This is a genomic window from Sphingomonas sp. HITSZ_GF, assembly GCF_029543155.1.
Lineage (GTDB): Bacteria > Pseudomonadota > Alphaproteobacteria > Sphingomonadales > Sphingomonadaceae > Sphingomonas.
This window is the reverse complement of record NZ_JARQXA010000003.1, coordinates 589,004-614,512: the sequence shown is the minus strand read 5'-3', so window position 1 is coordinate 614,512 and position 25,509 is coordinate 589,004. Positions and strand designations below refer to the sequence as shown.

Below are 25,509 nucleotides of genomic sequence, written 5' to 3'. Positions count from 1 at the left end.
GGGGCGACCGGTTGAACCGGCGCAATCCGAGGAGCTTGGCCATGACTTCGACCTCCCCCGATCTTTCCCATGTCCGCGTGCTGATGATGGCGACCAACGGCTTCGAGCAGGACGAACTGATGCTGCCGCGCCAGGCGCTGATCGATGCCGGCGCGCAGGTGACGCTGGCGGCGCTCGATACCGATCCGATCACCGGGGAGAAGGGCGGCGAGAAGGGCGAGAGCATCACCCCGGACACCACGGTGGACGAAGTAGAGACCGAGAATTACGACGCGCTGGTGCTGCCCGGCGGCGTCGCCAATCCGGACAAGCTGAGGATGAACGAGCGTGCGGTGGAGATCGTCGGCGAGTTCATGGACGACGAGAAGATCGTCGCGGCGATCTGCCACGGGCCGTGGCTGCTGGTCGAGGCCGATGTCGTCGACGGGCGCGAAGTGACGAGCTGGCCCTCGATCCGCACCGACCTGGAGAATGCCGGCGCCGACGTGGTCGATCGCGAAGTGGTGGTCGACGAGAATTTGATCACCAGCCGCAAGCCCGACGATATTCCCGCGTTCAATCGCGCGGTGATCGAAGCGCTTCAGAAGGTGCCGTACGAGATCTGAACAAATTCCTCCCCGGAACGGGGAGGGGGACCATCGCGTCAGCGATGGTGGAGGGGGCCCGCTCTCCTCAGATCATGTCGCTGGTGGAGGGTGGGCCCCCTCCACCACGCCGCTGAAGCGGCGCGGTCCCCCTCCCCGTTCCGGGGAGGAGTTTAAGGGCGTTCACCCATTTCTGCGCCGGGCGCTCGACCAGATGGTAGAGCGCCACCGACGCCAGCAGCACGAGCAGCAGGAAGCCGGCGACCATCGGCCAGGGCACGGCATGCTCGTTCTCGACGAACGCCAGCTTGAAGGCGAACCACAGCAGATAGTGGGAGAGATAGGTCGCGTAGCTGATCTCGCCGAGATAGTGGAGCGGCGCGATCTCCAGCGGGTTGCCGCGCTTGGCCGAGGTGAGCGCCAGGCCGAGCAGGAGCGCGGCGAAGGTGGCGGGCGCGGCGAGGGTCTCGGGCAGGCCGAGCGCCCAGCCCGCAGCAAAAGCTAAGGCGAGACCGAAACTCAGCAGCGCGGGCAGGCGCCAATGCTCCCGCCAGCGCAGCCAGAGCGCGCCGATCGCGGTGCCGGCGGCGAACTCGATCAGGCAGCGGATCAGGCCCAGTTGCAGGATCTCCTGGCCCAGCGCCCAGGCACCGCGGCTGGCGAAGATCGCATGGAGCAAAGCGAGCAGCGCGGCGACGGCGGCGATCAGGCCCCAGCTCGGCACCCGGCGCCAGTCCATGGCCAGAGCGAGCAGCGGGAAGAGCAGATAGGCAGCGAGTTCGCACGAGATCGACCAGGCCGGGTCGTTCCAGGTGAGATGCTCGGTGAAGCCCCAGTTCTGGAGCAGCAGGATGTGAAGCGGCAGCTCGTGCCAGGGGAACTGGTCGCTGCCGCGGCCGGTCAGCTCGAGCGTGGCGGCGATCGCCACGCCGAAGGCCAGCAGGACGAGGTGCAGCGGCCAGACCCGGGCGATCCGGCGCCGCAGGAAACCGGGGACCACGGAAAGGCCGCCGGTGCGGATGCGATCGCCCCAGGTCATCCAGATGACGAAGCCCGAGAGCAGGAAGAAGAAGTCGACCGCGAGATAGCCCTTGGCGAGCAGGTGCATCTCGGGATCGGGCAGGCCCAGCGCGAAGCGGATGTGGAAGAGCACGACGAACCAGGCCGCGATGCCGCGGACGCTGGTGAGCGCCTTCAGTTCGGGGCCCCTCATGCCAGCGCCGGCCTGGCCTTGCGGAGTGGCCGCCAGGCGGATTCCTCGCGCTTGCGGGCCATATAGGTGTCGAGCCCGATCTGCGCGCCGATCAGCATATAGACGAAAGGCTGGAAGGCGATCGCGATGAAGGTGGCGCCCAGCATATAGACGATGTGCGCAGTCTGCAGCGCCGAGGCGAGCGGGGCGACCCATTCCTGCCCCGGCTCGGGCTTCCGGTAGCGCTGGCGCAGCACTTCCATGCGGAAGATGCCGAGGATGTTGATCGTCAGCCACAGCGCCAGGCCCGGATAACCCTGCTCGCCGAGCATCTCGAAATAGGCGCTGTGATAGGCGCGCGCCTTGTCGACTTCGAGGCTGCGATCGACCTTTTGCTGGCCGTCGCCTTCGCCTTCGACCGCGACCTTCTCATAGCGGATCTGGTTCTGGCGATAGGCTTCGAAGCCGCCGCCCATCGGATGCGTCTTGGCGTATTCCATCGTCCACTGCCACACCGCTAGGCGGGTGGAGGCCGAGGCATCGGCCTTGTAGGTCTTGATCGTCCCCATGCGCTCGGTGAACGAGGAGGGCAGGAAAGGCACGGCGGCGAGGCCGAGGCAGCCAAGCGCGGTGAGATAGACGACCTTGCGCTTGGTATCGCGGATCATCAGCAGCGCGACCAGGCCGATGCAGAGCAGGCCGGTGCGCGTCGAGGTGCCGACCGGGATGAGCAGGCAGGCGAAGATCAGCGCTAGGCAGAAGCACTTCACCTTCCAGTCGGGCGGGAAGATCGTGCCGAAGCGCATGAACCAGACGATCAGCGGGACAATCGCGATCGCCACGGTGGAGATGGTCGAGCCTTCGTAGAGGCCGGAATTGTTGGCGACCATCAGGTTGAGCTCGCCGTAACCGCCGCCCGAGCCGAGCGTCTTGATCCCGCCGACGATGATGATCGACGAGGCCGAGAGGATCATGAAGAGCAGCAGGCTCTCGATGCGCAGCTTGGTGCGCAAGGTCAGCGGCAGGAAGGCGGCGAAGGCGAGCGCCTTCCAGACCCAGTCCCACTTGTCGAGTGCCTCGACTTTGAAGTCGGCATTGATCGTCGTGTAGAAGCAATAGCCGAGCAGGGCGATGATCATCAGCTGGCGCGGGGCGACGCGGACGTCCTTCTTGTCGTCCATCGCCAGCCAGCCGAGCACCGAGAGGCCGACTGCGATCAGCGAGATCGGGACGGAGTTCAACAGCAGATAGGTCAGCCGCTGCGGCGAGACGATGTCGATATAGGCATAGACCAGCACGAAGATGAACGGCTTGCGGAAGCCCATCCCGAAAAAGGCCAGCAGGAAAGCGACGAAGACGAGATCACGCACCGGGCTTGCCCCATCGGCTGGGCTTGGCCTTGGACTCGGTGTCGTTCGGGCCGGGCTCGGAATCGAGATCGGGACGGCGCAGCAGTAGGAAGGCCGCGAGCAGCATCAGCCCGTGCGAGATCGCGAGCGATAGATTGTCGATCATGGGCCCGTGCCGCTCCTGCTTACGAAGGCCGGTGTAGCGGGATGCGGTTGACGTGGCGTTAAGTGCTCCTGTGCCAATTGGGCGGGCATGCGGATTCTCCACATCCTCGATCACGGCCTGCCGCTGCATAGCGGCTATACCTTCCGTACGCGGGCGATCCTGAAGGCGCAGATGGCGCGGGGGTGGGAAGTCGCGGCGGTGACCAGCCCGCGCCACGGCAAGTTCGACACCGACGAAGAGACGATCGACGGCATCCGCTTCTACCGGACGCCGCGAGTCAATTCCGGGCCGCCGGTGATCGGCGAGCTGCGCGAGGTTTCGGCCTTTGCGAAGCGGATCGAGGCGGTGGCGCGGCAGTGGCAGCCGGACGTGCTCCACGCCCATTCGCCCGTGCTCGGCGCGATGGCGGCACAGCGGGTGGCGAACAAGCTTGGCCTGCCGCTGATCTACGAGATCCGTGCCTTCTGGGAAGACGCCGCCGTGGGCAACGGCACCGGCACCGAGGGCAGCTGGAAATACCGGGCGACGCGCTGGCTGGAGACGCGGGCGGTGCGCAAGGCGGATGCCGTGGCGGTGATCTGCGAAGGGCTGAAGGGCGACCTGGTGGCGCGTGGCGGGATCGATGCGGGCAAGATCATGATCTCGCCCAACGGCGTCGACCTTGGCCTGTTCGGCGCGCCGCTGGCCCATGACGGGGCGCTGGCCAGCGAGCTGGGGATCGAGGGGGCCGAGACGATCGGCTTCATCGGCAGCTTCTACGATTATGAAGGGCTCGACGTGCTGATCGAGGCGATGCCGGGGCTGGTCGCGCTGCGCCCCAAGATGCACCTGGTGCTGGTCGGCGGCGGGCCGTGCGACGCGGCGCTGATGGCGCAGGCGGCGGCATCGCCGGTGGCGGACCGCATCCACTTTGTCGGCCGCGTGCCGCACCAGCAGGTCGAGCGCTACTACAGCGTGATCGACGTGCTGGTCTATCCGCGCAAGCACATGCGGCTGACCGACCTGGTGACGCCCCTCAAGCCGCTGGAGGCGATGGCGCAGCGCCGGCTGGTCGCCGCCTCGGACGTGGGCGGGCACCGCGAGCTGATCCGCGACGGCGACACCGGCACGCTGTTCAGGCCCGACGATCCGCAGGCGCTGGCCGAGGCGGTGGCGCAGCTCTTCGCCGAGCGCGACGGCTGGGATGCGCGGCGCGAGCGCGGCCGGGCGTTCGTCGAGGCCGAGCGGAGCTGGGCGACAAATGTCGGTCGTTATGACTCCGTTTACCAAAGACTCGCCAAAATCGCGGGCATGGAAGACTCGCGGACCCCCGACGCGATGGTGCGTGCATGAACCTGCCGCTGGCGCCCCTGATCGCGCTGGTCGCGGGTGGCCTCGCTGCGCTTGGCGTGGCGATGATCCCCGTGCCTGCGCTCGAGGCGCTGGTGATGGATAGCGGGCTTCCCTCCATTCTCGCCGCGGCCGAACCGCCGCTGGGCATCACCGCCCGGCTGGGCGTGGCGCTGGGCGCGGGCGTGTTTGTCGGCGCCTTCATGTGGCTTTCGGCGTTCATCCTGCTGGGCAGCCGCGGGCTGACGATCGGCGGCGAAGTTGCGCCGACCGACCCCGAGGAAGTCGCCGTGCCGGTGCTGCGCCGCGCCGATGCCCATCCCGATGCGCCGCCGCGTCCGCCGCTCCTCGCCACCCGCGACCTGGGCAGGCCGTTCCTCGAAGTCCGCGCCGCCGCGCCGGTTGCGGAGGCCGAGGAGGAAAAGGTCGATTTCGACGCGATCTTCCCGCCGCGCCCGATGCCGGTGCCGGTCGAAGCGGCGCCCAAAGTACACGAAGTACACGCCCAGGAAGCTATCGAGGCCGAGGCGGAAGCGCCGGAAAGTCACGAAAGTCACGACAGCTACGCGCGCGAGGCCCATGCGCGCGCACCCCTGCCGCCCGTCGAGCAGGACCTGCCGACCGATTTCGACCAGCCGCTCTCGGCCTTCGACCCGCAGGCGATCCCGGCGGTGCCCAAGCCCGCGCCGGTGCCGCTGGCGCCGCTGCGCCGCCAGCCGCGCCCGTCGATCTTCGACGAGGGCGAGCGCTTCGAGATCTTCGAGCTGACGCCGCCGGTGCGCGCGCACGTGCCGCCGCCGGTGGCCGAGCCCGTGCCCGAGCGGATGGTCCGCCGCGATACCGACGCATCGATCCATGCGCTGCTCGACCGGCTCGAGCGCGGCGTCGCCGACAAGACGATCGGCGCGACCCAGACCCCGGCCAAGGCGCAGGAGCGCGGGCTGGAGGAGGCGCTGGTCACGCTGCGCAACCTGGCGCGGCGGACGGCGTAACCCACCCTTCGTCATTCCCGCACAGGCGGGAATCCATTCTTCCTGACCGTCGGAAAGAGCCGCATCGGCAGCGCCAATGGGTCCCCGCCTGTGCGGGGATGACGCTCCTGGTTGCGTTCACTCCCGCTGCTCCACCGTCAGCACCTCCAGCGACACCCGGACGCTATCGCCGGCGCGGCGGACATGTTCGACCACCAGATCCGCGACGAGATGGCCGCGCAGCCGCAGCTCCGCCTCGGGCAGGGCGGCGATCCAGGCATCGAGCGCCGGCGAGGGCGGGGCAGTGAGTGCGAGCAGGTGGCGTGCGCCGGTGAAGGTCGCGCTCGCCCAGCGCGCCCAGTCCGACTCGGCGAGTGTCACCGGGCAACCGGCGGCCTCTGCGCTGGCCTCGAGGGCGCGGCGGAGCAGCGTTTCGGCGTCTGGGCCCCGGCTCATCGGACAGACTCCTGCTGGCGGATGCGCTTCTGCTCGGCGAGGAACGCCTCGACTCGCGCAGTGATCTGCGGGCCCGGCTCGCGGCCGAGGCGCAGGTCGAGCACGAAGCGCGGGTCGCGCACCGCCAGCCGGCCGAACTTGGTGGGCGGCATGCGCGTCGCCCGGAGGAATTTCTCGATCTTGCGATGCACCGTCATGTGCCGTCTCCCGTTCCGAGTCGCTGAAGATCGTTCCTAATTTGTTCCATATTTCCTACTTGTCTAGGAAAATTCCTAGATGTATTGCTCCACTATGGATCCGGATGCGCAACGGGCCGCGCTGGAAGCGCTGATCGCCGAGACGGGCGCGAACCTCTCCGAGCTGTCGCGGCTGCTCGGGCGCAACCTGGCCTATCTCCAGCAATATCTGGTGCGGGGCACGCCGCGGCTGCTGGCCGAGGCCGATCGTGCGCTGCTCGCGCGCTATTTCGGGGTGCCCGAGGCGCAGCTGGGTGGCCCTGAGCCTGACGGGCTGGTCGATGTACCGCGGCTCGATGTCGGGGCTTCGGCGGGGCCGGGCGGGCTGGTCGAAGGCGAGACGCGGCGGCGGCGCGGGATGCAGTTCTCGCCCGAGCTGCTGCGTGCGCTGGGCGTGCGGGCCGAAGCGGCCTCGATGATCCGGGTGAAGGGCGATTCGATGCTGCCGACGCTGGCGGACGGCGACGAGATCCTGGTCGATCGCGACCGGCGCAGCGTCGAGCGGCGCGGCGGGGTGTTCGTGATCCGGCTGGACGGCGAGCTGATGGTCAAGCGGCTGCGCGCCGGGGTGGGCGGGATCGAGGTGATCTCGGACAATCCGGACTGGGAGACGCGGGTGGTTTCCGCGCAGGCGCTGGACGTGGTGGGAAAGGTCGCCTGGCTGGGGCGGGCGATTTGAAAACATAGAATCCTCTCCCGGAGGGAGAGGGGGACCGCCGCCGAAGGCGGTGGTGGAGAGGGGATGCGGCAGGCGGTGTCGCCCGTGGCAGGCCCCCTCCACCAGCTTCGCTGGCCCCCTTCCCCCTTCGGGGGAGGAATTGGAATCAGCGCCCCACGCGGATCCGGTCGATGATCCACACCAGCAGGAGCAGCGCCACGCCCACGCCGAGTCCGACCACGAAGCCGAACGAAGCTTCGCCCCGGGCGATGCCGACGAATACGCCGACGATCAGGCTGAGCGCGAGCAGGAAGCCGCCGGCGACCGGGGTCTTGGAAGGGGTCTTGGTCATGGATGCTGCTCTGCCACGTCCCGGGCCGGGACGCTACCTGTGCCAGGCTGGGTCAGGCGGTACGCGCCGAACGGGATGGTTAGCGGAAATTCAGCATCGTGTGGCGCCGAAACCATTGAATCGCAGCGAGTTGGCACGAAGCGTGGATCATGCGCGCGCATGGATATGATGCCCTATCTCGGCGATCGCCGCGAAATCACCGATGCCAACGAACTCATCGCGCTGTTCGGCGAACTGGCCGGCAGCGAAGCGGCGGCGCGCGCCGACCGCAGCCGCGACCTGGGCGACCACGTGCATTTCTGCCGCTGGCGCCAGATCGAGCGGCTGATCGTGCTTATGTCGGTCGGGCGCGCGGTGGGGACGGTGCACTGACTTCCAGTTCCTCCCCGAGCAAGCTGGGGGAGGAATTAGAAGGGCACGGACCCGAAACCATCCCCTCGCGTTTTCCCCGCGATGAACACGCCCCAATTGCTTTCCGTCGGCGTGCTCGCCGGCATGATGCTGCTCTTCATCTGGGGACGTTTCCGCTACGACATGGTCGCGGTGATCGCGCTGCTTGCGGCGCTGGCGCTGGGCATCGTGAAGCCGAAAGAGGCATTCACCGGCTTTTCCGACGACATCGTGATCATCGTGGCATCGGCGCTGGTGCTGTCCGGCGCGGTGCAGCGCTCCGGCGTGATCGAGCGGGCGATGCTGATGCTGCAGAAGCGCGTGACGCATGTCCGCTCGCAACTGCTGCTGCTCAGCGCCTCGGTCGGCTTCGCCTCGGCGCTGGTCAAGAATATCGGCGCGCTGGCGATGATGATCCCGGTGGCACTGCAGATGGGCAAGAAGGCGGGAGTCTCGCCCGCGGCCTATCTGATGCCGATGAGCTTCGCCTCGCTGCTCGGCGGGCTGATCACGCTGATCGGCACCTCGCCCAACATCATCGTCAGCCGGGTGCGCGAGGAGATGACCGGCGTGCCGTTCGGCATGTTCGACTATGCGCCGGTCGGGCTGGGGCTGACGCTGGTGGGGCTCGTCTTCCTGCGCTTCGGCTACCGGCTGCTGCCGCGCGACCGGCGGGCGGCGCCGACGCTGGGCGAGGCGATCGACATCCAGGACTATGTGACCGAAGCCGAGATCCCCGCCGGATCGCCGGCAGTCGACGAGACGGTGGCGGCGTTCCGCGAGCGGCACGACGGCGAAGTGATGGTCACCGCGATCCTGCGTGCGGGCATTCGCTCGACGCCGTTCCCCGATGCGATCCTGAAGCCCGAAGACGTGCTGATCCTCGCGGGATCGCCCGACAGCCTGGAGCGGGTGATCGCGCGCGACCGGCTCGAGCTCGAAGGCGCGCACCGCGAGGCACCCGAGGGCGCCGAGGGCGAGGTGGGGGTGATCGAGGCAGTGATCGGCACCGAGAGCCCGCTGATCGGGCGCACGGCCGGGCGGCTGGGGCTGCACGAGCGCTTCGGCGTCAACCTGATCGCAGTGTCGCGCCGCGGCGACCGGCTGGCGCGGCGGCTGGGCAACATCGTGCTCGAGGCAGGCGACGTGATCGTGCTGCAGGGGCCGCTCGACCTGCTGTTCGAGCGGCTGGGCGAGCTGGGCTGCCTGCCGCTCGCCGAGCGGACATTGCGGCTGGGCAGCGCGCGCAAGGGGTTGTTGCCGCTCGCCATCCTGGCCGCGGCGATGACCTGCACCGCGCTGGGGCTGGTGCCGGTGGCCGTGGCATTCTTCGCGGCGGCGGGGCTGGTGATCCTCACCGGCGCGCTGCCGGTGCGCGAGGCCTATGACCATATCGAATGGCCGATCCTGGTGATGCTGGGCGCACTGATCCCGGTATCCGATTCGCTGCGGACCACCGGCGCCAGCCAGATCATCGGCGACTCGCTGGGACATCTCGCCGCGACGCTGCCGCCCTGGGGGGCGGTGGCGCTGATCCTGGCGGCGGCGATGGGGGTGACGCCCTTCCTCAACAATGCCGCGACCGTGCTGGTGATGGCGCCGATCGCGGCGACCTTTGCCGGCGAGCTGGGCTATCGGCCCGAGGCGTTCCTGATGGCGACTGCGGTGGGCGCGGGCTGCGACTTCCTCACGCCGATCGGCCACCAATGCAACACGCTGGTGATGGGGCCCGGCGGCTATAAGTTCGGCGACTATGCGCGGCTGGGCGCGCCGCTATCGGTGATCGTGCTGGTGGTGGGAACGCCGCTGATCCTGTGGGTGTGGCCGGTGCATTGAGCTCTAAGCCCTCTCCCCTTTGGGGAGAGGGTTGGGAGAGGGGCAGAACTGGCCGGACGCGCTATCGCCGTCGATTCAGGACACACTGCCCCTCTCCCCGGCCCTCTCCCCAAAGGGGAGAGGGAGAAGGGGGCCGCCCTACCGGCTCGAAAGCACGAAGCTGTTGCCGTCCGGATCGCGGAACTTGGCGAAGTTGCCCCAGGGCTGCTTTTCGGGCGGCCCTTCGAACTCCACGCCGCGCGCGCTGAGCTGGCGCCAGGTATAGTCGACATCGTCGCAGGCGAAGGAGCCGTTGAAGAAGCTGCCGATCCGGTCTTCCTGGCCATCGGGGGTGAACAGCACCACACCGGTCTCGGCACCGGGGATGCCAAGCTCGATCCAGCGCTTGCCGGGGCCCATCGGCTGATCGGTGACGATGCGGAAGCCCATCTTCTCGGTCCAGAAGGCGAGCGCGCGGTCCTGGTCCGAGGTGGGGATGGTCACGAATTTGAGCTGCTTGATCATGGCGCGAGCGTAGCGCGGGGCATTGCGGCGCGGGAGCATGGCAGCTATTGCTATGGTAATGGCTGCGCCGCTCCTTCTCGATCCCTATGTGGTCGACGTGCTGATGCCCGATCTGGTCGGGCATGACCGCAAGCCTTCGGCCTTCCTCATCTATCTGCTCGTCGAGGCGATGGAGACGGCGCGGGTGCCGCTCGGCTATTCGGCGATCGCGGAGCGCACCGGGCTGTCGCGCCGGACCTGCCAGGACGCTATCGCGCATCTCGAGCGGCGCGGTCTGATCGCAGTCGAGCGGCGCGCGGACAATGAAGCGGCGCGGCTGCGGCCGCTGAGACCCTGGATACGGAGGCAATGATGGAACGGATGGCGCGGATCGAGGCAGTGGGCGGGCCCGAGGTCATCCAGTGGGTCGATATCGACCTGCCGCCGCCGGGGCCGGGCGAAGTCCGCATGCGCAACACCGCGGTGGGGCTGAACTTCATCGACACCTATCATCGCTCGGGGCTGTACCCGGTGCCGCTGCCGAGCGGGCTGGGCGGCGAGGCGGCCGGCGTGGTGGAAGCGGTAGGCGAAGGCGTGGACGGCTTCGCGGTCGGCGATCGGGTGGCGACCTTCGGGCCCGGGCTCGGCGCCTATTCGACTGCGCGCAACGTGCCCGCGGCGAACCTGTTCGTGCTGCCCGACGACATCAGCGACGAGACCGCGGCGGCGGCCCTGCTCAAGGGCGGGACGGTGGAATTCCTGGTCGAGCGCTGCGCCCGGGTGGAGCCGGGCTGGACGGTGCTGGTCCATGCCGCGGCGGGCGGCGTCGGCCAGATCGCGGTGCGCTGGCTGAAGGCGATCGGCGCGACGGTGCTGGCGACGGTGGGCAGCGCGGACAAGGTGGCGCTGGCGCGCGAGGCCGGGGCGGACGAGGTGCTGGTTTCGCGCGGCGCGGGCGTGGCCGAATGGGTGCGCGGGCTGACCGGCGGCGCCGGGGTGCAGGTGGTGTTCGACGGCGTCGGCAAGGCGACCTGGGAGGCGTCGCTGGCGAGCGTGCGGCGGCGCGGGCTGGTGGTGAGCTTCGGCAATGCCAGCGGGCCGGTGGAAGGCGTGGCGCTGGGCGCGCTGGCGCGGGCCGGATCGGTCTATGTCACCCGGCCGACGATGTTCGATTACTATGTGACGCCCGAGGAGCGCGCCGCGGGCAGCGCGCGGCTGTTCCAGATGCTGCGATCGGCCGCGGTGCGGGCGGATATCGGGCAGCGCTTTGCACTGGAGGATGCCGCCGATGCGCATCGGGCGCTGGAGGCGGGGAAGACGACGGGATCGACGGTACTGGTGCCCTAGACGCTGAGGGCGAAGATCCAGAACAGCTGATATACGGCGTAGAAGGATACGGCCGTTGCCGCGCTGAGCATGAGGCCCTGGCGCGGATATCCCGTTGCGAAACGCCCGACGAACAGCGTCAGGGCGATCATGCCGAGCGGGATGCCGATCAGGTAATAGAGGTCGGGATAGAAGCCGTCGCGCACCAGGCTCCAGGCGCTCAGGACGAGCACCGGCATCCAGAACAGGCAGAGGAGGAGCGTGAGCCAGCGCGGCATGCAGGGCCTCCTAGATGCTGTTCGGATCGACGCGCTGCTGGATCGGGCGGCGCTCGACCATCTCGGTGGTGGTGCGCGTCTCGGCCTGGTCGCCCTTGCCCAGCGTCAGCGTGGCGATGCGGGTGCGGCGGCGGACCTGGCCGGCGGAATCGGTGTCGATCGTCACCTTGATCGTGCCCGCGATCTGATCCGCGGCATGCGCCTTGCGCGCCGCTTCGAGGCTGAGCTTCTGGCGGTTGATCTGCGCGACGGCGAGATCGGCCTGGGCCAGCTCCTCGCGGACGATCCTGGGATCGATCGCCAGCTCGACCGTGAAGCCCTTGCCCTCGGGACGGGCCTTGAGTGGGGCCGGACGTGCGGCCTGCGGATCGGCATAGGGGGCGCCCTCGGTCGGCTTGAGCGATCCGATCGCGAAGGGCTGGACGGCGGTCAGCGCGCTTTCCGGGTCGCAATCGATGCGGAAGGCATTCCAGGTGAAGATCCACTGGCCGCAGGCGGCGCGCGTCAGCCGGGCGTCCTTGAGCCAGGTGTCGATCCGCGCCTCCAGCTCGGCGCGGTTGCGCAGCTGGAGCGGCCCGGTCGGCGGTTGGAGCACGCGCAGGGGGAAGGTCCAGCCGGCGGACTGGCTGCCGGGCGGCAGGCTGTATTCGAGCTCGACCCCGGCGGGGGTGACCGCGACGACGCGCTCGACCAGGGCATCGCTGTTCTGCGAGTTGCTCATCGAGCCTGCACTGCGCTGCTCGGTGCGGGTGGTGCGCAGGAGCTGGGCCTGGTCGCCCACCGCCTGCGCCGATGCGAGCGACGGCGCCAGCAGCGCGGCGGCGAGGAGCGTGACCCGGATCACGCCAGCGCGCCCACCACCGCCTTCACCTCCATAAACTCGGCCAGGCCGAACTTGCCGTGCTCGCGGCCGTTGCCCGACTGCTTGTAGCCGCCGAAGGGCAGGTTGGGATCGGGCTGGCCGCCATTCACATAGACCATGCCGGCGCGCAGCCGCGGGGCGACGCGCTTGATCGCCGCGGCATCGCCGAACACCACGGCAGAGAGGCCGTAATCGGTGTCGTTGGCGATGCGCACCGCGTCTTCCTCGTCCTGATAGGGGATGATCGTGACGACCGGGCCGAAGATCTCCTCGCGGGCGATCGTCATGTCGTTGGTGACGCCCGAGAAGAGCGTGGGCTTGACGAAATAGCCGGTCTCGACGCCGTCCGGCCGGCCCGGGCCGCCTGCCTCCAGCCTGGCGCCTTCCTCCATGCCCTTGGCGATCAGGCCCTGGACCTTCTCCCACTGAGTCTTGTTGACCAGCGGGCCGATATGGCGACCTTCCTCGGCCGGATCGCCGGTGTGGGTGGCCTTCATCACTTCGGCGGCGGCGGCGGCGACCTGATCCTGCAGCCCCAAGGGGACGAGCAGGCGGGTGGGGGCGATGCAGCTCTGGCCCGAGTTCATCAGCACGCTGAACAAGGTGGTCTGGACCGCGCGGCCGAGATCGGCACCTTCGAGCATCAGCGCGGGCGATTTCCCGCCCAGCTCCTGGTGGACGCGCTTCACCGTCTCCGCGGCATTCTTGGCGACGAGCACGCCGGCGCGGGTGGAGCCAGTGAAGCTCACCATGTCGACGCCCTTGTGGCTGGAGAGCGCGGTGCCGACGCCGGGGCCGTCGCCATTGACCAGGTTGAACACGCCGGCAGGCACGCCCGCGGCGGCGAGCACCTCGGCGAAGATCATCGCGCAGCCGGGCGCCTCTTCGGACGGCTTGAGGATCATCGTGCAGCCGGCGGCGAGCGCGGGGGCGACCTTCGAGACGATCTGGTTGAGCGGCCAGTTCCACGGGGTGATCATCGCGACGACGCCGATCGGCTCGTGCACGACCAGGCTATTGCCGACCTGCTCCTCGAACGCGAAATCCTTGAGCGCCTTGGCCGCGGAGAGGAAATGGCCGATGCCCGAGCCGACCTGCGCAGTCTTGGCCAGGCTGATCGGGGCGCCCATCTCGAGGCTGATCGCCTCGGCCATGTCGGCGGCGCGGGCCTTGTATTCGGTCAGGATGCGCTCGATCAGCCGGGTGCGCTCGTCGACGCTGGTGCGCGAGAAGCTTTCGAACGCGGTGCGCGCGGCGGCGACGGCCTTGTCGACATCAGCCTGCGAGCCCAGCGTGATCTCGGTGACGGCTTCCTCGGTGGCGGGGTTGATCACCTCGTGGCGGGTGCCGCCTTCGCTCTCGACCCACGCTCCGTCGATGAACTGCTTGAGGTAGCTGCGCATCCTTCTCGCCTCTCCGATTCTCGAAAATCCGGTATGGAGGCTAGATGGACAGTTGCCTTTCGCAACGCAAGTTCAGCCCGGCTGGATCATGAAGATTTCGCCGTCCAGATCGACCAGATAGACATTGCCAGCGCCATCCCTGCCGAACGAGGCGAGCTGGTTGATCGTGCCGGCATCGGGCGTGAAATCGAGATTGCGGCGCTCATAGTTGGCATTGGAATAGAGCTGGCCCTGGACGAGCGCGGCATAGGGGACCGTCCAGATGTTGCCGCTGACGAAATCGCCGAAGATGTAGCTGCCCTGGAGCGAGGCGACCGGCCCGCGATAGACATAGCCGCCGATGATCGAGGCGCCCTGCTTGGGGCCGGAGCCATGGTCATATTGGCTGACCGGGGCGGTGAGCCCGGCCGGCGCGGTGCCGCTATAGGCCTGGGTGCCTTCGAGGAAGCGCCAGCCGAAATTGAGCCCGGGGCTGCCGATCGGCGCGAGATCGATCTCCTCGATCGCGCCCTGGCCGACATCGGCGATGACCAGCGTGTTGCCGTCGAAGCTGTTGCGGAACGGGTTCCGCAGGCCATAGGCGAAGATATAGGGATCGCCGCCGCCGCCCGCGAAGGGATTGGCGGGCGCGGGCGCAAAGGGCGTGGCCGAGCCGGGCGTGGTATCGATCCGCAGCCGCAGGATCTTGCCGAGCCGCGAATTGACGTTCTGCGCATTGTTGCTCGGATCGCCGCCGCCCCCGCCATCGCCGGTGGCGTCATAGAGCAGCCCGTCGGGCCCGAAGGCGATCCAGCCGCCATTATGGTTGTCGGCACCCGGATGCGGAGTGGACAGCGCAGTGCGATAGGCGGCGCTGCCGATCGTGTATTCGCGGATCTCGAGCGCGCCATCGGGCGCGACGGCATGGACGAAGACCACGTTGGACGTGGCGAAATCGGGCCGCGGCGCGATGCCGAGCAGGCCGCGCTCGCCGCTGGTCGAGAGGTTGCCGGCCGTGAAGGCGAGCGTCTTGGCGCCCGTCGACGGCGTGAGGAAATAGACGCCGCCGCCCTTCTCGACGACGAAGACGCGGCTATTGTCACCCGGCACCGCGGCGACGAACAGCGGCTGGCTGAAGCCGGTCCCGACGCGCTTCACCGCGATGCCCTCCTTGCTGTCGGTGACGGTGATCGCCACGTCGCGCGTGCTGTTCAGGCTGGCGTCGCTGGCGCGAAGCTGGACCTGATAGACATTGTTGCCGTCCGCATCCCGGGGCGTCTCGAAGCTCGGCGCGGCGAGAAAGCTGAGCGCCCCGCCGGGCGTGATCGCGAACAGCGCAGCATCGGCACCGCCGGCGATCGAGAAGGTGATCGGATTGGCTTCCGCATCGGTGGCGGTCGCCTGATAGGCGAGCGCGGTGTTCTCCGCGACGCTGGCGGCGGTGCCCGAGGTGAATGCGGGCGCGGTGTTCGCCGCAGTGGGGGTGGGCGTCGGGGTGGGCGAGGGGCTGCCCCCCGAACCCTCCGAGCCGGAACAGGCGGCAAGCAGCAACAGGCCGGCGAGCGGGGACGCGATACGCATGGCGGGCTCTCCCAACGAACCACAGCCGCAACGCGGCGCCGGGCAGGCCGTTCCGCTTAACCAACAATGTTTGCAGTCACGCGGAATTCGCTGCATCGCAACATGGCTGTCACGATCCGGGGCCACGGGCGACAGCAAGGGGGTGCGGGATACGCTCCCCCCAAGCAAACAGGGAGCTCATCAATGTCCATCCGCACTGCGCTGCTGGCGCTCGCCAGCCCGATCGCCTTGCTCGCCGCCACCGATGCCGCCGCGCAGGAAGCGGCGCCGGCCCCGGCCGAAGCGCCCGCGGACGGCAAGGACAATGGCGAGATCGTCGTCACTGCGCAGCTGGTCGAGCAGAAGCCGATGGACGTGCCGTTCGCGCTCACCGCGCTGCAGGGCCAGTTCCTCGACGACCTGGGCATCACCGAGTTCGACAAGCTCGGCCAGTTCGTGCCGGGTTTCGACGTACAGAACCAGTCGCCGAACAACCCCGGCTTCGTGATGCGCGGAATTACATCCGATTCGGGCGCGGCGTTCAACGAGCCGCGGGTCTCGGTCTTCCAGGACGGCGTCTCGATCTCGAAGTCGCGCGGTTCCTATGTCGAGCTGTTCGACATGGAGCGTGTCGAGATCGCCAAGGGCCCGCAGTCGACGCTGTACGGCCGCGGCGCGCTGATCGGTGCGGTCAACCTGGTCCAGGCCAAGGCCGATCCGAGCGGCGGCTATGGCTATGTCTATGGCCAGTACGGCAATTACGGCAGCTACCGGATCGACGAGACGGTCAACCTGCCGCTGAGCGACACGCTGGCGGTGCGCGTCGCCAGCCGCTTCAAGGAGCGCCAGGGCACGATCGAGAACCTGCTGGGCGGCGAGGACTATAACGGCGTCAAGTCCGAAGCGGTGCGCGGCTCGCTGCGCTGGGCGCCGGGCGCCTTCACCTTCGACCTGATCGGCAACTATCAGCACGACAAGGCGAGCGGCACCTCGTTCAAGTCGATCGCCTATAACCCGACCGACCCGACCACCGGCGCGGTGATCGGGGACCGGGACCGCAACAGCGGCGCGGCGCTGGCCAGCCCCTCGACCTTCGAGCGCGGCCGGGCGCTGGGCCTCGATCGCGACGTGTGGGGCGTGACCGGCATCGCCAACTACGACTTCTCGCCCAACCTCTCGCTCAACGCGATCGGATCGTACCGCGAGTTCGCCGGCATCGAAGTGTTCGACGCCGACGGCATCTCGCTGCCGGCGCTGACCGCCGCGGAGGACGCGCAGGGCGACCAGACGATGGGCACGCTGCGCCTGACCTGGAAGAACGATCGCTTCACGGCGTTCGCGGGCGGCACCTATTTCCGCGAGAACGGTTTCCAGCGCACTCCGTCGCAGTTCGACGAGCGGGTGGCGCTGGCCCGGCTGACCAACACGCTGAACGGCGGCGGCGCGATCCCGGGCCGCGCCGCGACCGATCCGGCGCCGCTGGCGCTGTTCTCGAACACCGCCTTTACCGGCCAGCTGCTCCAGGGGGTGGCGGGCGCATACGGCGTGGCGCTGTCGAGCGCGCAGGCCCAGGCGATCGCCGCCAACCTGAAGTCAGCGCAGCAGGAGACCAGCACCAATTACGGCCGCACCGAGAGCTGGGACCTGTTCGCCGATGCGACCTTCCACGTCACCGACCGCTTCGAGATCGGCGGCGGCATCCGCTGGAGCCATGACGCGAAGACCACGGGCTTCTCCTCGGCGGTGAGCAACGGCCGCTCGATCCTGGGCGGGTTCATCGGCGCGCTCAGCCAGCCGGCGGCAACCCGCACCGCGCTGCTGACCGCGCTGGCGGTGCCCGGCGCGGCGAACATCCCGACCTCGGCGCTCTATCCGGTGCCGCTGTTCGGCCTGGGCGTGCAGCCGACGGGCACCAACGGCCAGCTCTACAGCGCCGATCACGACGACAGCGGCTTCACCTGGCGTGCCACCGCGAAGTACGCGCTCTCGCCCCAGGCGAACCTCTACGCCACCTATGCGCGCGGCCGCCGCCCCGAGATCCTGAGCGTCAGCGGCCCGGCGGCGCCGGGCGGCGCGGCGCGGTTCAGCGTGCTGCCGTCGGAGACGGTGGACAGCTATGAGGCGGGCGTGAAGACCGCGCTGGCCGATCGCACGCTCTTCGTCGACGGATCGGTGTTCTACTATCGCTACAAGAATTTCCAGACGACCGAGCAGCAGGGCACGACCTTCGTCACGGTCAATGCCGGCCGCGCCGAGAGCTATGGCTTCGAGGGGCAGCTGCGCTGGACGCCGGCCGAATGGATCAACGTGTTCGGCAGCTACGCCTATAATCACAGCCGCTTCGCCAGCGGCGCGCGTGAGGGCAACCAGTTCCGCCTCTCGCCCGATCACAGCGCCGCGCTGGCGGTCCAGCTCAAGGCGCCGGCGGGCCCGGTGAAGATCGACTTCACCCCCAGCGTCACCTGGCAGTCCAAGGTGTTCTTCGACGACGACAACGACCTGCCGGCGCTGCAGGTGAACAACCTGGTGCCCGATACGGTGCAGGACGAAGTGCAGGGCAGCTATGCGCTGGTTGATGCTCGGCTGGGATTCGAAACCGCGAAGGGGCGCTGGCGGATCGAGGGCTTCGTCACCAACATCTTCGACCAGAAGTACATCAAGGACGCGGGCAATACCGGCGACTCGCTGGGCATGCCGACCTTCATCGCCGGCGAGCCGCGCATCTACGGCATCTCGGCGAGCCTCAAGATCGGCAAGCGCTAAGGGGTTAAAGGGGGAGCGCCCGGTATCCGACAGGGGGCCGGGCGCTTAATCCATCCTTCGCTCGCGCCGGGGGAAAGAAAAGGGCGCCCGGGTTTCCCCGGACGCCCCAATTCCTTGCCCGAAGGCCGGTGCGCCTAGGCGCTGTAGTACATGTCGTACTCGACCGGCGACGGCGTCATTTCCCAGCGGGCGACGTCGGCGCGCTTGATCTCGACATAGGCCTCGATCTGGTCCTTGGTGAACACATCGCCCTTGAGCAGGAAGTCCATATCGGCTTCCAGGCTGTCCAGCGCCTCGCGGAGCGAACCGCAGACGGTCGGGACCTGCTCGAGCTCTGCCGGCGGCAGGTCGTACAGGTTCTTGTCCATCGGGTCGCCCGGGTGGATCTTGTTCTGGATGCCGTCGAGGCCGGCCATCAGCAGCGCTGCGTAGCAGAGATACGGATTGGCCAGCGCGTCCGGGAAGCGGAACTCGACGCGCTTCGCCTTGGTGCCCGCACCATAGGGGATGCGGCACGAAGCCGAGCGGTTGCGCGACGAATAGGCGAGCAGCACGGGGGCTTCATAGCCCGGCACCAGGCGCTTGTAGCTGTTGGTGGTCGGGTTGGTGAAGGCGTTGAGCGCCTTGGCGTGCTTGATCACGCCGCCGATGAAGTAGAGGCAGGCTTCCGACAGGCCGGCATAGCCGTTGCCGGCGAAGGTGTTGGCGCCCTTCTCCCAGATCGAGATGTGCGTGTGCATGCCCGAGCCGTTATCTTCCTTGATCGGCTTCGGCATGAAGGTCGCGGTCTTGCCATAGGCATTGGCGACCTGGTGCACGACATACTTGTAGATCTGCATGCGATCGGCGGTCTGGGTCAGCGTGCCGAAGGTCAGGCCGAGCTCGTGCTGCGCGGCGGCCACCTCGTGGTGGTGCTTGTCGCAGGGCAGGCCCATCTCGAGCATCGTGGCGACCATCTCGCCGCGGATGTCGACGGCCGAGTCGACCGGTGCGACGGGGAAGTAGCCACCCTTGGCGCGCGGACGGTGGCCGAGGTTGCCGGCCTCATATTCCTTGCCCGAATTGCCCGGCAGCTCGATGTCGTCGATCGCGTAGTAGCTGGTCGCGTACGAGGTCTCGAAGCGGACGTCGTCGAACATGAAGAACTCGGCTTCCGGACCGACATAGACGGTGTCGCCGATGCCGAGCGACTTGAGATACGCCTCCGAGCGCTTCGCGGTCGAGCGCGGATCGCGGGCATAGAGCTCGCCGGTCGACGGCTCGACGATGTCGCAGACCAGGATCAGCATCGGCGTGGCCGAGAACGGATCGATCCACACTGCGTCCAGATCCGGCTTCAGGATCATGTCGGACTCGTTGATCGCCTTCCAGCCCTCGATCGACGAACCGTCGAACATCAGGCCGTCGGTCAGCTCGTCCTCGCCGATCACCTTGGCGACCATGGTGAGGTGCTGCCACTTGCCCTTGGGGTCGGTGAAACGCAGATCGATCCACTCGATCTCGTTGTCCTTGACCATCTTCAGAACGTCGCTGGCCGAATTCGCCATTGTTAAAGCCCTTTCGCTCTCTTTCGTTGACCCGACGAATCGGGAAAGATTCTTGCCCCGGAAGGGGGTTACATCAACGCTATGTTGCGCTGCGTCAAATGGCGTTTTCGTTGCGCTCGCCGGTGCGGATGCGCAGCGCCGTCTCGACGGGGATCACGAAGATCTTGCCGTCGCCGATCCGGCCGGTCTGCGCCGCGGCGGCGACCGCCTCGACCACGCGATCGGCCAGCGCGTCTTCCACCACGACCTCGAGCTTCACCTTGGGCAGGAAGTCGACGACATATTCGGCGCCGCGATAGAGTTCGGTATGGCCCTTCTGGCGACCGAAGCCCTTGGCTTCGGTGACGGTGATGCCGGAGACGCCCACTTCGTGCAGCGCTTCCTTCACTTCGTCGAGCTTGAACGGCTTGATGATCGCTTCGATCTTTTTCACGGTTTCCCCCGAGGCACATGAGGCTTGCCTATCCGCGCGTCTGGCAAGGTTCGTGCCACAGCGGGACTCGGCTCGCCCTCTCGGATGCACGCCGCCTGACGCTTTAACAAGTGCCTATCATTTGGGCAGCGCGCCGTGCGGTGCCGGATTTGGGGGCAGTGGCGCACCGTTGCAGGAGTGCAACGAAATGACCGCGCGGTCTTTTTGGGAACCGCCAGCGGATGCGCGCGTTGCATGCGCCAGCAAATGCGGGGTTAGCATGCAGGTTTTGCCGATGGACCTGCCCGCCGAACTGCACAGGCGGGGCAGTGACGTGCCCGGCGGCGATGTGATCGTCGCCACGGGGCCGCTCGCCATGATGGCGCGCGGATTGCTCGCGCTTGCGCCGGAGGATCGGGACGCTTTCTGGATACACAGCGAGGCGGGCGACCTGGACGCCGCCGAGGCTGAGGAACAAGTGGCGGGCTGGTCGCAATTTCCGCATTGATCCTGCGCGGTCGATAGTAAATATCATAATTTACAGCAAGATTTCTGTAATATTACGGCGGTCAATAGTATCCGAAACGGGAGAATGTCCCATCGGATTGCATTGACTTCGCGAGGACTCCTGCGAGTATTTGATTACTTGCTCGAATCGGCCCCGCTCAACTGTGATCCGGGCAAGCGAATACCCCCGGCGGCGGTGAGACCCACTCCCTCCAACCGCCGCATGCGCCCGCCCGGCTACCCATCGCCGTTGGCGGGCGCACCCCGTTGCGGGCGTGCCCGGGCTTCAGGCAAAGCGCAGGAAGGCCGGAGCCCTCAATAGGGCGGGTTGTCGAGGCCCTTGGGGCTCTTGGTGAAGATCTCGCAGCCGCTCTCGGTGATGCCGATCGAATGCTCGAACTGCGCCGAGAGCGAGCGGTCGCGGGTGACCGCGGTCCAGCCGTCGTCGAGCAGCTTCACGTCTGCGCGGCCGATGTTGATCATCGGCTCGACGGTGAAGAACATGCCGGGGCGCAGCTCCGGGCCGGTGCCGGGGCGGCCGACATGAACGACCTCGGGCGCATCGTGGAAGATCTGGCCGAGGCCGTGCCCGCAGAAATCGCGAACCACGCCGTAGCGATGCTTCTCGGCATGGCGCTGGATCGCGTGCGCGACGTCGCCCAGATGGTTGCCGGGGCGGGCCTGCTCGAGCCCGAGCATCAGGCATTCATAGGTGACGTCGACCAGGCGGCGCGCCTTGATCCCGACATCGCCGACCAGGAACATGCGGCTGGTATCGCCGTGCCAGCCGTCGAGCATCGGCGTCACGTCGATATTGACGATGTCGCCGTCCTTCAGCGTCTTCTCGCTGGGGATGCCGTGGCAGACGACATGGTTGATCGAGATGCAGCAGCTGTGCGTGTAGCCGCGATAGCCGAGCGTGGCGGGCACGCCGCCGGCGGCGATGGTCATCTCGCGGACGATGTCGTCCAGTTCGGCAGTGGTGACGCCCGGCACGACATGGGGGACGAGCGCATCGAGGATCTCGGCGCCGAGGCGGCCGGCCTTGCGCATGCCCTCGAACCCTTCGGGGCCATGGAGCTTGATCGCGCCATCGCGGGCCTTGGGGCTGTCGGCAGTAACGGTCACATATTCGGTCATCGGGGCGATATAGGCCGGTCGGCACCATTTTTCGAGAGGCAGAAACGCTAGGCGTGCGGCGCGCTTGTGGGTATGCCGGTGCCATGGGCGAACGCATCTGGACGGCTGGGCTGGTGGTGATCGGCGACGAGATCCTCTCGGGCCGCACGCAGGACAAGAATATCGCCCAGATCGCGATCTGGCTGAACGTGCAGGGCATCCGCCTGGCCGAGGTGCGCGTGGTGCCCGATGTCGAGGGCCGGATCGTCGAGGCGGTGAACGCGCTGCGCACCGCCCATGACTATTGCTTCACCACCGGCGGCATCGGGCCGACGCATGACGACATCACCGTCGATGCGATTGCGGTGGCGCTGGGCGTGGGTGTGGTGATCCACCCCGAGGCGCGCGCGGTGCTGGAGCGCTATTACGAGACGCGCGGCGGGCTGACCGATGCGCGGCTGCGCATGGCGCGGGTGCCCGAGGGCGCCGAGCTGATCCCCAACCGCATGTCCGGCGCGCCGGGGATCCGTGCGGGCAATGTCTTCATCCTGGCCGGCGTGCCGCACATCACCGCGGGCATGCTCGATGCGCTGACCGGCACGCTCGAAGGCGGCAGGCCGGTGCTGTCGCGCACGATCGGCGCCTGGGTGGCGGAGAGCGAGATCGCCGACATGCTGGGCGCCACCGAGCGCGCGTTCGAAGGCGTGGCGATCGGCAGCTATCCCTTCTTCCGCGAAGGGAAGACGGGGGCGAATTTCGTGGTGCGCGCGACCGATCCGGCGCTGCTCACCGCCTGTGGCGATGCGTTGATCGAGGGGCTTGCCGCCAAGGGGCTGGAGGCAGTCGAAGGCGGGATCTGATCTGCGGGGGAGCTGGGATGACGGAGACGAAGCGGCCATTCGGCTTCTGGACGGCGACCGCGCTGGTGATCGGCAACATGATCGGATCGGGCTTCTTCGCGCTGCCCGCCCAGCTCGCGCCCTTCGGCTTCACCAGCATCGCGGCCTGGATCGCCGCGATCGCCGGGGCGCTGGTGATCGCCTGGGTGATCGCCGGGCTTTCGCGCGCCATGCCCGAGGCGACCGGCACGCTGGCGATCTGCGCCCGGGCGCTGGGGCCGCTGCCGGGCGTGCTGATCGGCTGGACGATGTGGGTAGGCATCTGGTCCGCCAACGCCTTCATCGCGCTGACCGCGGTGCGCTATCTCGCGGTGTTCTGGCCGCCGCTGGCCGGGTCCGCGGTGACGCTGGTGCTGGGCGCGGTGGCGCTGCTGTGGCTGATCACCTTGCTCAACCTGCGCGGCGCGCCGGTGGCGGGGCGTTTCCAGGTGGCGACGACCTTGGTCAAGCTGGTGCCGATGGCGGCGATCATCCTGCTGCTCGCGCAGCTCGGGCTGGGCGGCGGGCTGGCGCTGGATGCGCATCCGCATGCGCCGTTCGATGCGAAGCAGCTGGCGCCGGCAGTTACGATGGCGTTCTTCGCGATGGTCGGCTTCGAATGCGCCGGCCTCGCCGCCGAGCGGGTCCGCGACCCGGGGCGCACGGTCAGCCGGGCGACGCTGACCGGCGTGGGGGTAACCGGGCTGATCTATCTGATCGCCTGCTCGGGGATCATCTTCGCGATGCCGCAGGACGTGATCGGCGGCGCCAACGCGCCGGTGGCGTTGTTCGTCGAGAGCTTCTGGGGGCGCTGGGCTGGGCTGGCGGTGGCCGGCTTCGCCGCGGTGGCGGCGATCGGCGCGCTCAACGGCTGGGTGCTGCTCCAGGGCGAGACGCCGCTCGGCATGGCGCGGGCCGGGGTGATCCCAGCGGCGATCGGTCGGACCAGCCGGCGTGACGTGCCGGTGGGCGCGCTGCTCGCTTCCACGGCGCTGGCGAGCCTGCTGATCCTCAGCAACGTGACGCGCGATACCTCGGCGATCTACGACTTCATGCTGCGGGTGACCACGGCGGCGACGCTCTGGTTCTATACCGGCGCCTGCCTATCGGCGCTGGCGCTTGGCGTCGCGCGGCCGGCGGCGGCGCTGGGGCTGGTCTTCGCGCTTTGGGCGATCTGGGGCGCGGGATATGAGGCGATCGGGCTCAGCCTGTTGCTGATGGTCACCGCCGTGCCGCTCTATTTGATGCGCGGATCAGCCGAGAAGCCGGCCTAACAGGCTGCGGTCGCGCAGGATCTCGTGCGCGGCATTGTGCCCCGGCGCGCCGGTGACGCCGCCGCCGGGATGGGTGCCCGATCCGCACATGTAGAGCCCGCGGATCGGCCCGCGATAGTCGCCATGCCCCAGCACGGGGCGCGCGGCCCAGTGCTGATCGAGCGACATGTGCCCGTGCATGATGTCGCCGCCGACCAGGCCGAACTTGCGCTCAAGATCGAGCGGGGAGTGGATCTGGCGGGCGATTACCGATGCCTTGAAGTTCGGCGCGTGCGCAGTGACCGTGTCGATGATCCGGTCGGCGGCCTCTTCCCGGCGCGCGTCCCAGTCGAGGCCGGGGGCGAATTGCTGGCAGAACAGCGCTGCGACATGGCAGCCGGGGGGGGCGAGGCTGTCGTCCACCGTTGAGGGGATGGTCATCTCGACGATCGGTTCGTCGGACATGCCGTTGGCGCGTGCGCTGGTATAGGCGCGGTCCATGTAATCGAGCGTCGGGCAGATCATGATCCCGGCGGTGTGATGCTCGCCGGTGCCGGGCAGCACGGTGAAGTCGGGCAGCTCGGACAGCGCGACGTTCATCCGGAAGGTGCCCGATCCGGCCTTGTAGTGGTCCATCCGCCGGGCGAAGTCGGCGGGCAGGTCGGCGCGGTCGACGAGCTGGCGGTAGAGCAGGGCAGGGCCGATATTGGCGGCGACGATCTTCGCCGCGATTTCCTCGCCGCTCTCCAGCCGGACGCCGGCGACCTTGCCACCCCCGGCCTCCGCCGGGGCAGGCGTGACCAGCAGCTTCGCGACCGGCGCCTCCAGGCTGATCTCGACGCCGGCCTCGACGCACGCCTCGGCCATCGCCTGGGTGATCGCGCCCATGCCGCCGATCGAATGGCCCCAGGCGCCCTTCTTGCCGTTCACTTCGCCGAAGACATGGTGGAGCAGCACATAGGCGCTGCCCGGCGTATCGGGGCTGGCATAGTTGCCGACCACCGCATCGAAGCCGAACGCGGCCTTGATGTAATCATTCTCGAACCAGCCATCGAGGAAGTCGCGCGCCGACTTGACGAACAGGTCCATCGTGTCGCGCTGCGCCTCGATCCCCATGCCGGCGAGCTTGCGGCCCTGCGCGGCGGCGGCGAGCAGCGCGCGGATGCCGCCGCCGGCATTGGGCGGGGTCTTGAGCGCCATGTCGCGCAGCACCTGGGCGACGCGCTCCAGCGCTTCCTCGTAGCGGGGGAGGGTCTCGGCATCCTTGGCCGAGAAGCGGGCGAACTCGGCGCGGGTGCGTTCGTGGCCGCCGCCGAGCTTCAGATAGCCGCCGTCATGCGGCAGGAAATTGGAGATCTGCCGCTCGACCACGCGCCAGCCGCGCGCATGCAGCTTCATGTCGGCGATCACCTTGGGGCGGAGCAGGCTGACCGTGTAGCTGGCGGTCGAGTTGCGGAAGCCGGGATGGAACTCCTCGGTCACCGCCGCCCCGCCGACGACATGGCGGCGCTCGAGCACGCGGACCTTGAGGCCCGCGCGTGCGAGGTAGAAGGCGCAGACCAGGCCGTTATGCCCGCCGCCGATGATCAGGGCGTCGTAGTTGCGTGTCACCGGCGTATT

General features: G+C 68.1%; 27 protein-coding genes. 12 read left to right on the top strand and 15 right to left on the bottom strand.

The window, feature by feature from the left end; translation table 11 throughout:
* Positions 1-41 precede the first annotated feature (41 nt).
* Positions 42-605 (top strand): type 1 glutamine amidotransferase domain-containing protein, encoded by a 564-nt coding sequence (locus P6144_RS11680; protein WP_277767930.1) that lies wholly within the window; start codon positions 42-44, stop codon positions 603-605.
* Positions 606-672: 67 nt separating this feature from the next.
* Here P6144_RS11680 and P6144_RS11675 read toward each other — a convergent pair whose 3' ends face one another.
* Genes P6144_RS11675 through P6144_RS11665 form a run of 3 tightly spaced genes read right to left on the bottom strand, consistent with a single transcriptional unit; the run spans position 673 to position 3,291 of the window.
* Positions 673-1,797, bottom strand: a complete 1,125-nt coding sequence (locus P6144_RS11675) for an acyltransferase (protein ID WP_277767929.1) — start codon at positions 1,795-1,797, stop codon at positions 673-675.
* Positions 1,794-3,146 (bottom strand): putative O-glycosylation ligase, exosortase A system-associated, encoded by a 1,353-nt coding sequence (locus tag P6144_RS11670; RefSeq protein ID WP_277767928.1) that lies wholly within the window; start codon positions 3,144-3,146, stop codon positions 1,794-1,796. The genes P6144_RS11675 and P6144_RS11670 overlap by 4 nt, the downstream gene beginning before the upstream one ends.
* Positions 3,139-3,291, bottom strand: coding sequence for a hypothetical protein (locus tag P6144_RS11665; RefSeq protein WP_277767927.1), 153 nt, complete (start codon positions 3,289-3,291; stop codon positions 3,139-3,141). Before P6144_RS11665 ends, P6144_RS11670 begins: the two co-directional genes overlap by 8 nt.
* A gap of 87 nt (positions 3,292-3,378) precedes the next feature.
* Here P6144_RS11665 and P6144_RS11660 point away from each other — a divergent pair, with 87 nt between their 5' ends.
* Positions 3,379-4,623 (top strand): TIGR04063 family PEP-CTERM/XrtA system glycosyltransferase, encoded by a 1,245-nt coding sequence (locus P6144_RS11660; protein WP_277767926.1) that lies wholly within the window; start codon positions 3,379-3,381, stop codon positions 4,621-4,623.
* A complete protein-coding gene (locus P6144_RS11655) occupies positions 4,620-5,612 on the top strand; it encodes a hypothetical protein (protein ID WP_277767925.1) in 993 nt (330 codons plus the stop codon). Before P6144_RS11660 ends, P6144_RS11655 begins: the two co-directional genes overlap by 4 nt.
* A gap of 117 nt (positions 5,613-5,729) precedes the next feature.
* On the opposite strand, the gene P6144_RS11650 is transcribed toward P6144_RS11655, so the two are convergent.
* Positions 5,730-6,047 carry a hypothetical protein gene (locus tag P6144_RS11650; protein WP_277767924.1) on the bottom strand — a complete coding sequence of 106 codons (318 nt, stop codon included), beginning with the start codon at positions 6,045-6,047 and terminating at the stop codon, positions 5,730-5,732.
* Positions 6,044-6,244 (bottom strand): hypothetical protein, encoded by a 201-nt coding sequence (locus tag P6144_RS11645; RefSeq protein ID WP_277767923.1) that lies wholly within the window; start codon positions 6,242-6,244, stop codon positions 6,044-6,046. Before P6144_RS11645 ends, P6144_RS11650 begins: the two co-directional genes overlap by 4 nt.
* A 94-nt stretch (positions 6,245-6,338) precedes the next feature.
* Here P6144_RS11645 and P6144_RS11640 point away from each other — a divergent pair, with 94 nt between their 5' ends.
* Positions 6,339-6,962 (top strand): S24 family peptidase, encoded by a 624-nt coding sequence (locus P6144_RS11640; protein ID WP_277767922.1) that lies wholly within the window; start codon positions 6,339-6,341, stop codon positions 6,960-6,962.
* A gap of 145 nt (positions 6,963-7,107) precedes the next feature.
* On the opposite strand, the gene P6144_RS11635 is transcribed toward P6144_RS11640, so the two are convergent.
* The gene (locus P6144_RS11635) at positions 7,108-7,293 is read right to left on the bottom strand and encodes a hypothetical protein (protein ID WP_277767921.1); all 186 of its coding nucleotides are present in this window, start codon (positions 7,291-7,293) and stop codon (positions 7,108-7,110) included.
* A gap of 159 nt (positions 7,294-7,452) precedes the next feature.
* Between P6144_RS11635 and P6144_RS11630 the strand changes: the two genes are divergently transcribed.
* Positions 7,453-7,665, top strand: a complete 213-nt coding sequence (locus tag P6144_RS11630) for a hypothetical protein (RefSeq protein ID WP_277767920.1) — start codon at positions 7,453-7,455, stop codon at positions 7,663-7,665.
* 81 nt (positions 7,666-7,746) lie between these two features.
* Positions 7,747-9,519 carry an SLC13 family permease gene (locus P6144_RS11625; RefSeq protein WP_277767919.1) on the top strand — a complete coding sequence of 591 codons (1,773 nt, stop codon included), beginning with the start codon at positions 7,747-7,749 and terminating at the stop codon, positions 9,517-9,519.
* Positions 9,520-9,657: 138 nt separating this feature from the next.
* Here the strand turns inward: P6144_RS11625 and P6144_RS11620 are convergent, their stop codons facing one another.
* Positions 9,658-10,023, bottom strand: coding sequence for a VOC family protein (locus P6144_RS11620; protein WP_277767918.1), 366 nt, complete (start codon positions 10,021-10,023; stop codon positions 9,658-9,660).
* Positions 10,024-10,081: 58 nt separating this feature from the next.
* Here P6144_RS11620 and P6144_RS11615 point away from each other — a divergent pair, with 58 nt between their 5' ends.
* Both P6144_RS11615 and P6144_RS11610 read left to right on the top strand, forming a co-directional pair.
* On the top strand, positions 10,082-10,375 hold the full coding sequence (locus tag P6144_RS11615; RefSeq protein ID WP_277767917.1) for a helix-turn-helix domain-containing protein: 294 nt from the start codon (positions 10,082-10,084) through the stop codon (positions 10,373-10,375).
* Complete coding sequence (locus tag P6144_RS11610; protein WP_277767964.1) at positions 10,375-11,349, top strand: quinone oxidoreductase; 975 nt, start codon at positions 10,375-10,377, stop codon at positions 11,347-11,349. The genes P6144_RS11615 and P6144_RS11610 overlap by 1 nt, the downstream gene beginning before the upstream one ends.
* Here the strand turns inward: P6144_RS11610 and P6144_RS11605 are convergent.
* The 4 genes from P6144_RS11605 to P6144_RS11590 form a co-directional block, all read right to left on the bottom strand.
* On the bottom strand, positions 11,346-11,606 hold the full coding sequence (locus P6144_RS11605; protein ID WP_277767916.1) for a hypothetical protein: 261 nt from the start codon (positions 11,604-11,606) through the stop codon (positions 11,346-11,348). The genes P6144_RS11610 and P6144_RS11605 overlap by 4 nt on opposite strands.
* Positions 11,607-11,616: 10 nt before the next feature.
* Positions 11,617-12,450, bottom strand: a complete 834-nt coding sequence (locus tag P6144_RS11600) for a hypothetical protein (RefSeq protein WP_277767915.1) — start codon at positions 12,448-12,450, stop codon at positions 11,617-11,619.
* Entirely contained in the window at positions 12,447-13,871 is a 1,425-nt protein-coding gene (locus P6144_RS11595) for an aldehyde dehydrogenase family protein (RefSeq protein WP_277767914.1), read from the bottom strand. The genes P6144_RS11600 and P6144_RS11595 overlap by 4 nt, the downstream gene beginning before the upstream one ends.
* Before the next feature lie 72 nt (positions 13,872-13,943).
* Positions 13,944-15,431, bottom strand: coding sequence for a PQQ-dependent sugar dehydrogenase (locus P6144_RS11590; protein WP_277767913.1), 1,488 nt, complete (start codon positions 15,429-15,431; stop codon positions 13,944-13,946).
* A gap of 183 nt (positions 15,432-15,614) precedes the next feature.
* Between P6144_RS11590 and P6144_RS11585 the strand changes: the two genes are divergently transcribed.
* Positions 15,615-18,173, top strand: coding sequence for a TonB-dependent receptor (locus tag P6144_RS11585; RefSeq protein ID WP_277767912.1), 2,559 nt, complete (start codon positions 15,615-15,617; stop codon positions 18,171-18,173).
* Positions 18,174-18,307: 134 nt separating this feature from the next.
* Here P6144_RS11585 and glnA read toward each other — a convergent pair whose 3' ends face one another.
* Both glnA and P6144_RS11575 read right to left on the bottom strand, forming a co-directional pair.
* Complete coding sequence (gene glnA / locus P6144_RS11580; RefSeq protein WP_277767911.1) at positions 18,308-19,720, bottom strand: type I glutamate--ammonia ligase; 1,413 nt, start codon at positions 19,718-19,720, stop codon at positions 18,308-18,310.
* Positions 19,721-19,814: 94 nt separating this feature from the next.
* The gene (locus tag P6144_RS11575) at positions 19,815-20,153 is read right to left on the bottom strand and encodes a P-II family nitrogen regulator (RefSeq protein WP_180147861.1); all 339 of its coding nucleotides are present in this window, start codon (positions 20,151-20,153) and stop codon (positions 19,815-19,817) included.
* 259 nt (positions 20,154-20,412) lie between these two features.
* Here P6144_RS11575 and P6144_RS11570 point away from each other — a divergent pair, with 259 nt between their 5' ends.
* On the top strand, positions 20,413-20,640 hold the full coding sequence (locus tag P6144_RS11570) for a hypothetical protein (protein WP_277767910.1): 228 nt from the start codon (positions 20,413-20,415) through the stop codon (positions 20,638-20,640).
* 314 nt (positions 20,641-20,954) lie between these two features.
* On the opposite strand, the gene map is transcribed toward P6144_RS11570, so the two are convergent.
* On the bottom strand, positions 20,955-21,779 hold the full coding sequence (map, locus tag P6144_RS11565; RefSeq protein WP_277767909.1) for a type I methionyl aminopeptidase: 825 nt from the start codon (positions 21,777-21,779) through the stop codon (positions 20,955-20,957).
* Between the two features lie 83 nt (positions 21,780-21,862).
* Here map and P6144_RS11560 point away from each other — a divergent pair, with 83 nt between their 5' ends.
* Together P6144_RS11560 and P6144_RS11555 are read left to right on the top strand one after the other, a co-directional pair.
* Positions 21,863-22,618 carry a molybdopterin-binding protein gene (locus tag P6144_RS11560; protein ID WP_277767908.1) on the top strand — a complete coding sequence of 252 codons (756 nt, stop codon included), beginning with the start codon at positions 21,863-21,865 and terminating at the stop codon, positions 22,616-22,618.
* Positions 22,619-22,635: 17 nt separating this feature from the next.
* Complete coding sequence (locus tag P6144_RS11555) at positions 22,636-23,910, top strand: amino acid permease (protein WP_277767907.1); 1,275 nt, start codon at positions 22,636-22,638, stop codon at positions 23,908-23,910.
* On the opposite strand, the gene P6144_RS11550 is transcribed toward P6144_RS11555, so the two are convergent.
* On the bottom strand, positions 23,890-25,500 hold the full coding sequence (locus P6144_RS11550) for an NAD(P)/FAD-dependent oxidoreductase (RefSeq protein WP_277767906.1): 1,611 nt from the start codon (positions 25,498-25,500) through the stop codon (positions 23,890-23,892). The genes P6144_RS11555 and P6144_RS11550 overlap by 21 nt on opposite strands.
* Between the last annotated feature and the right edge of the window lie 9 nt (positions 25,501-25,509).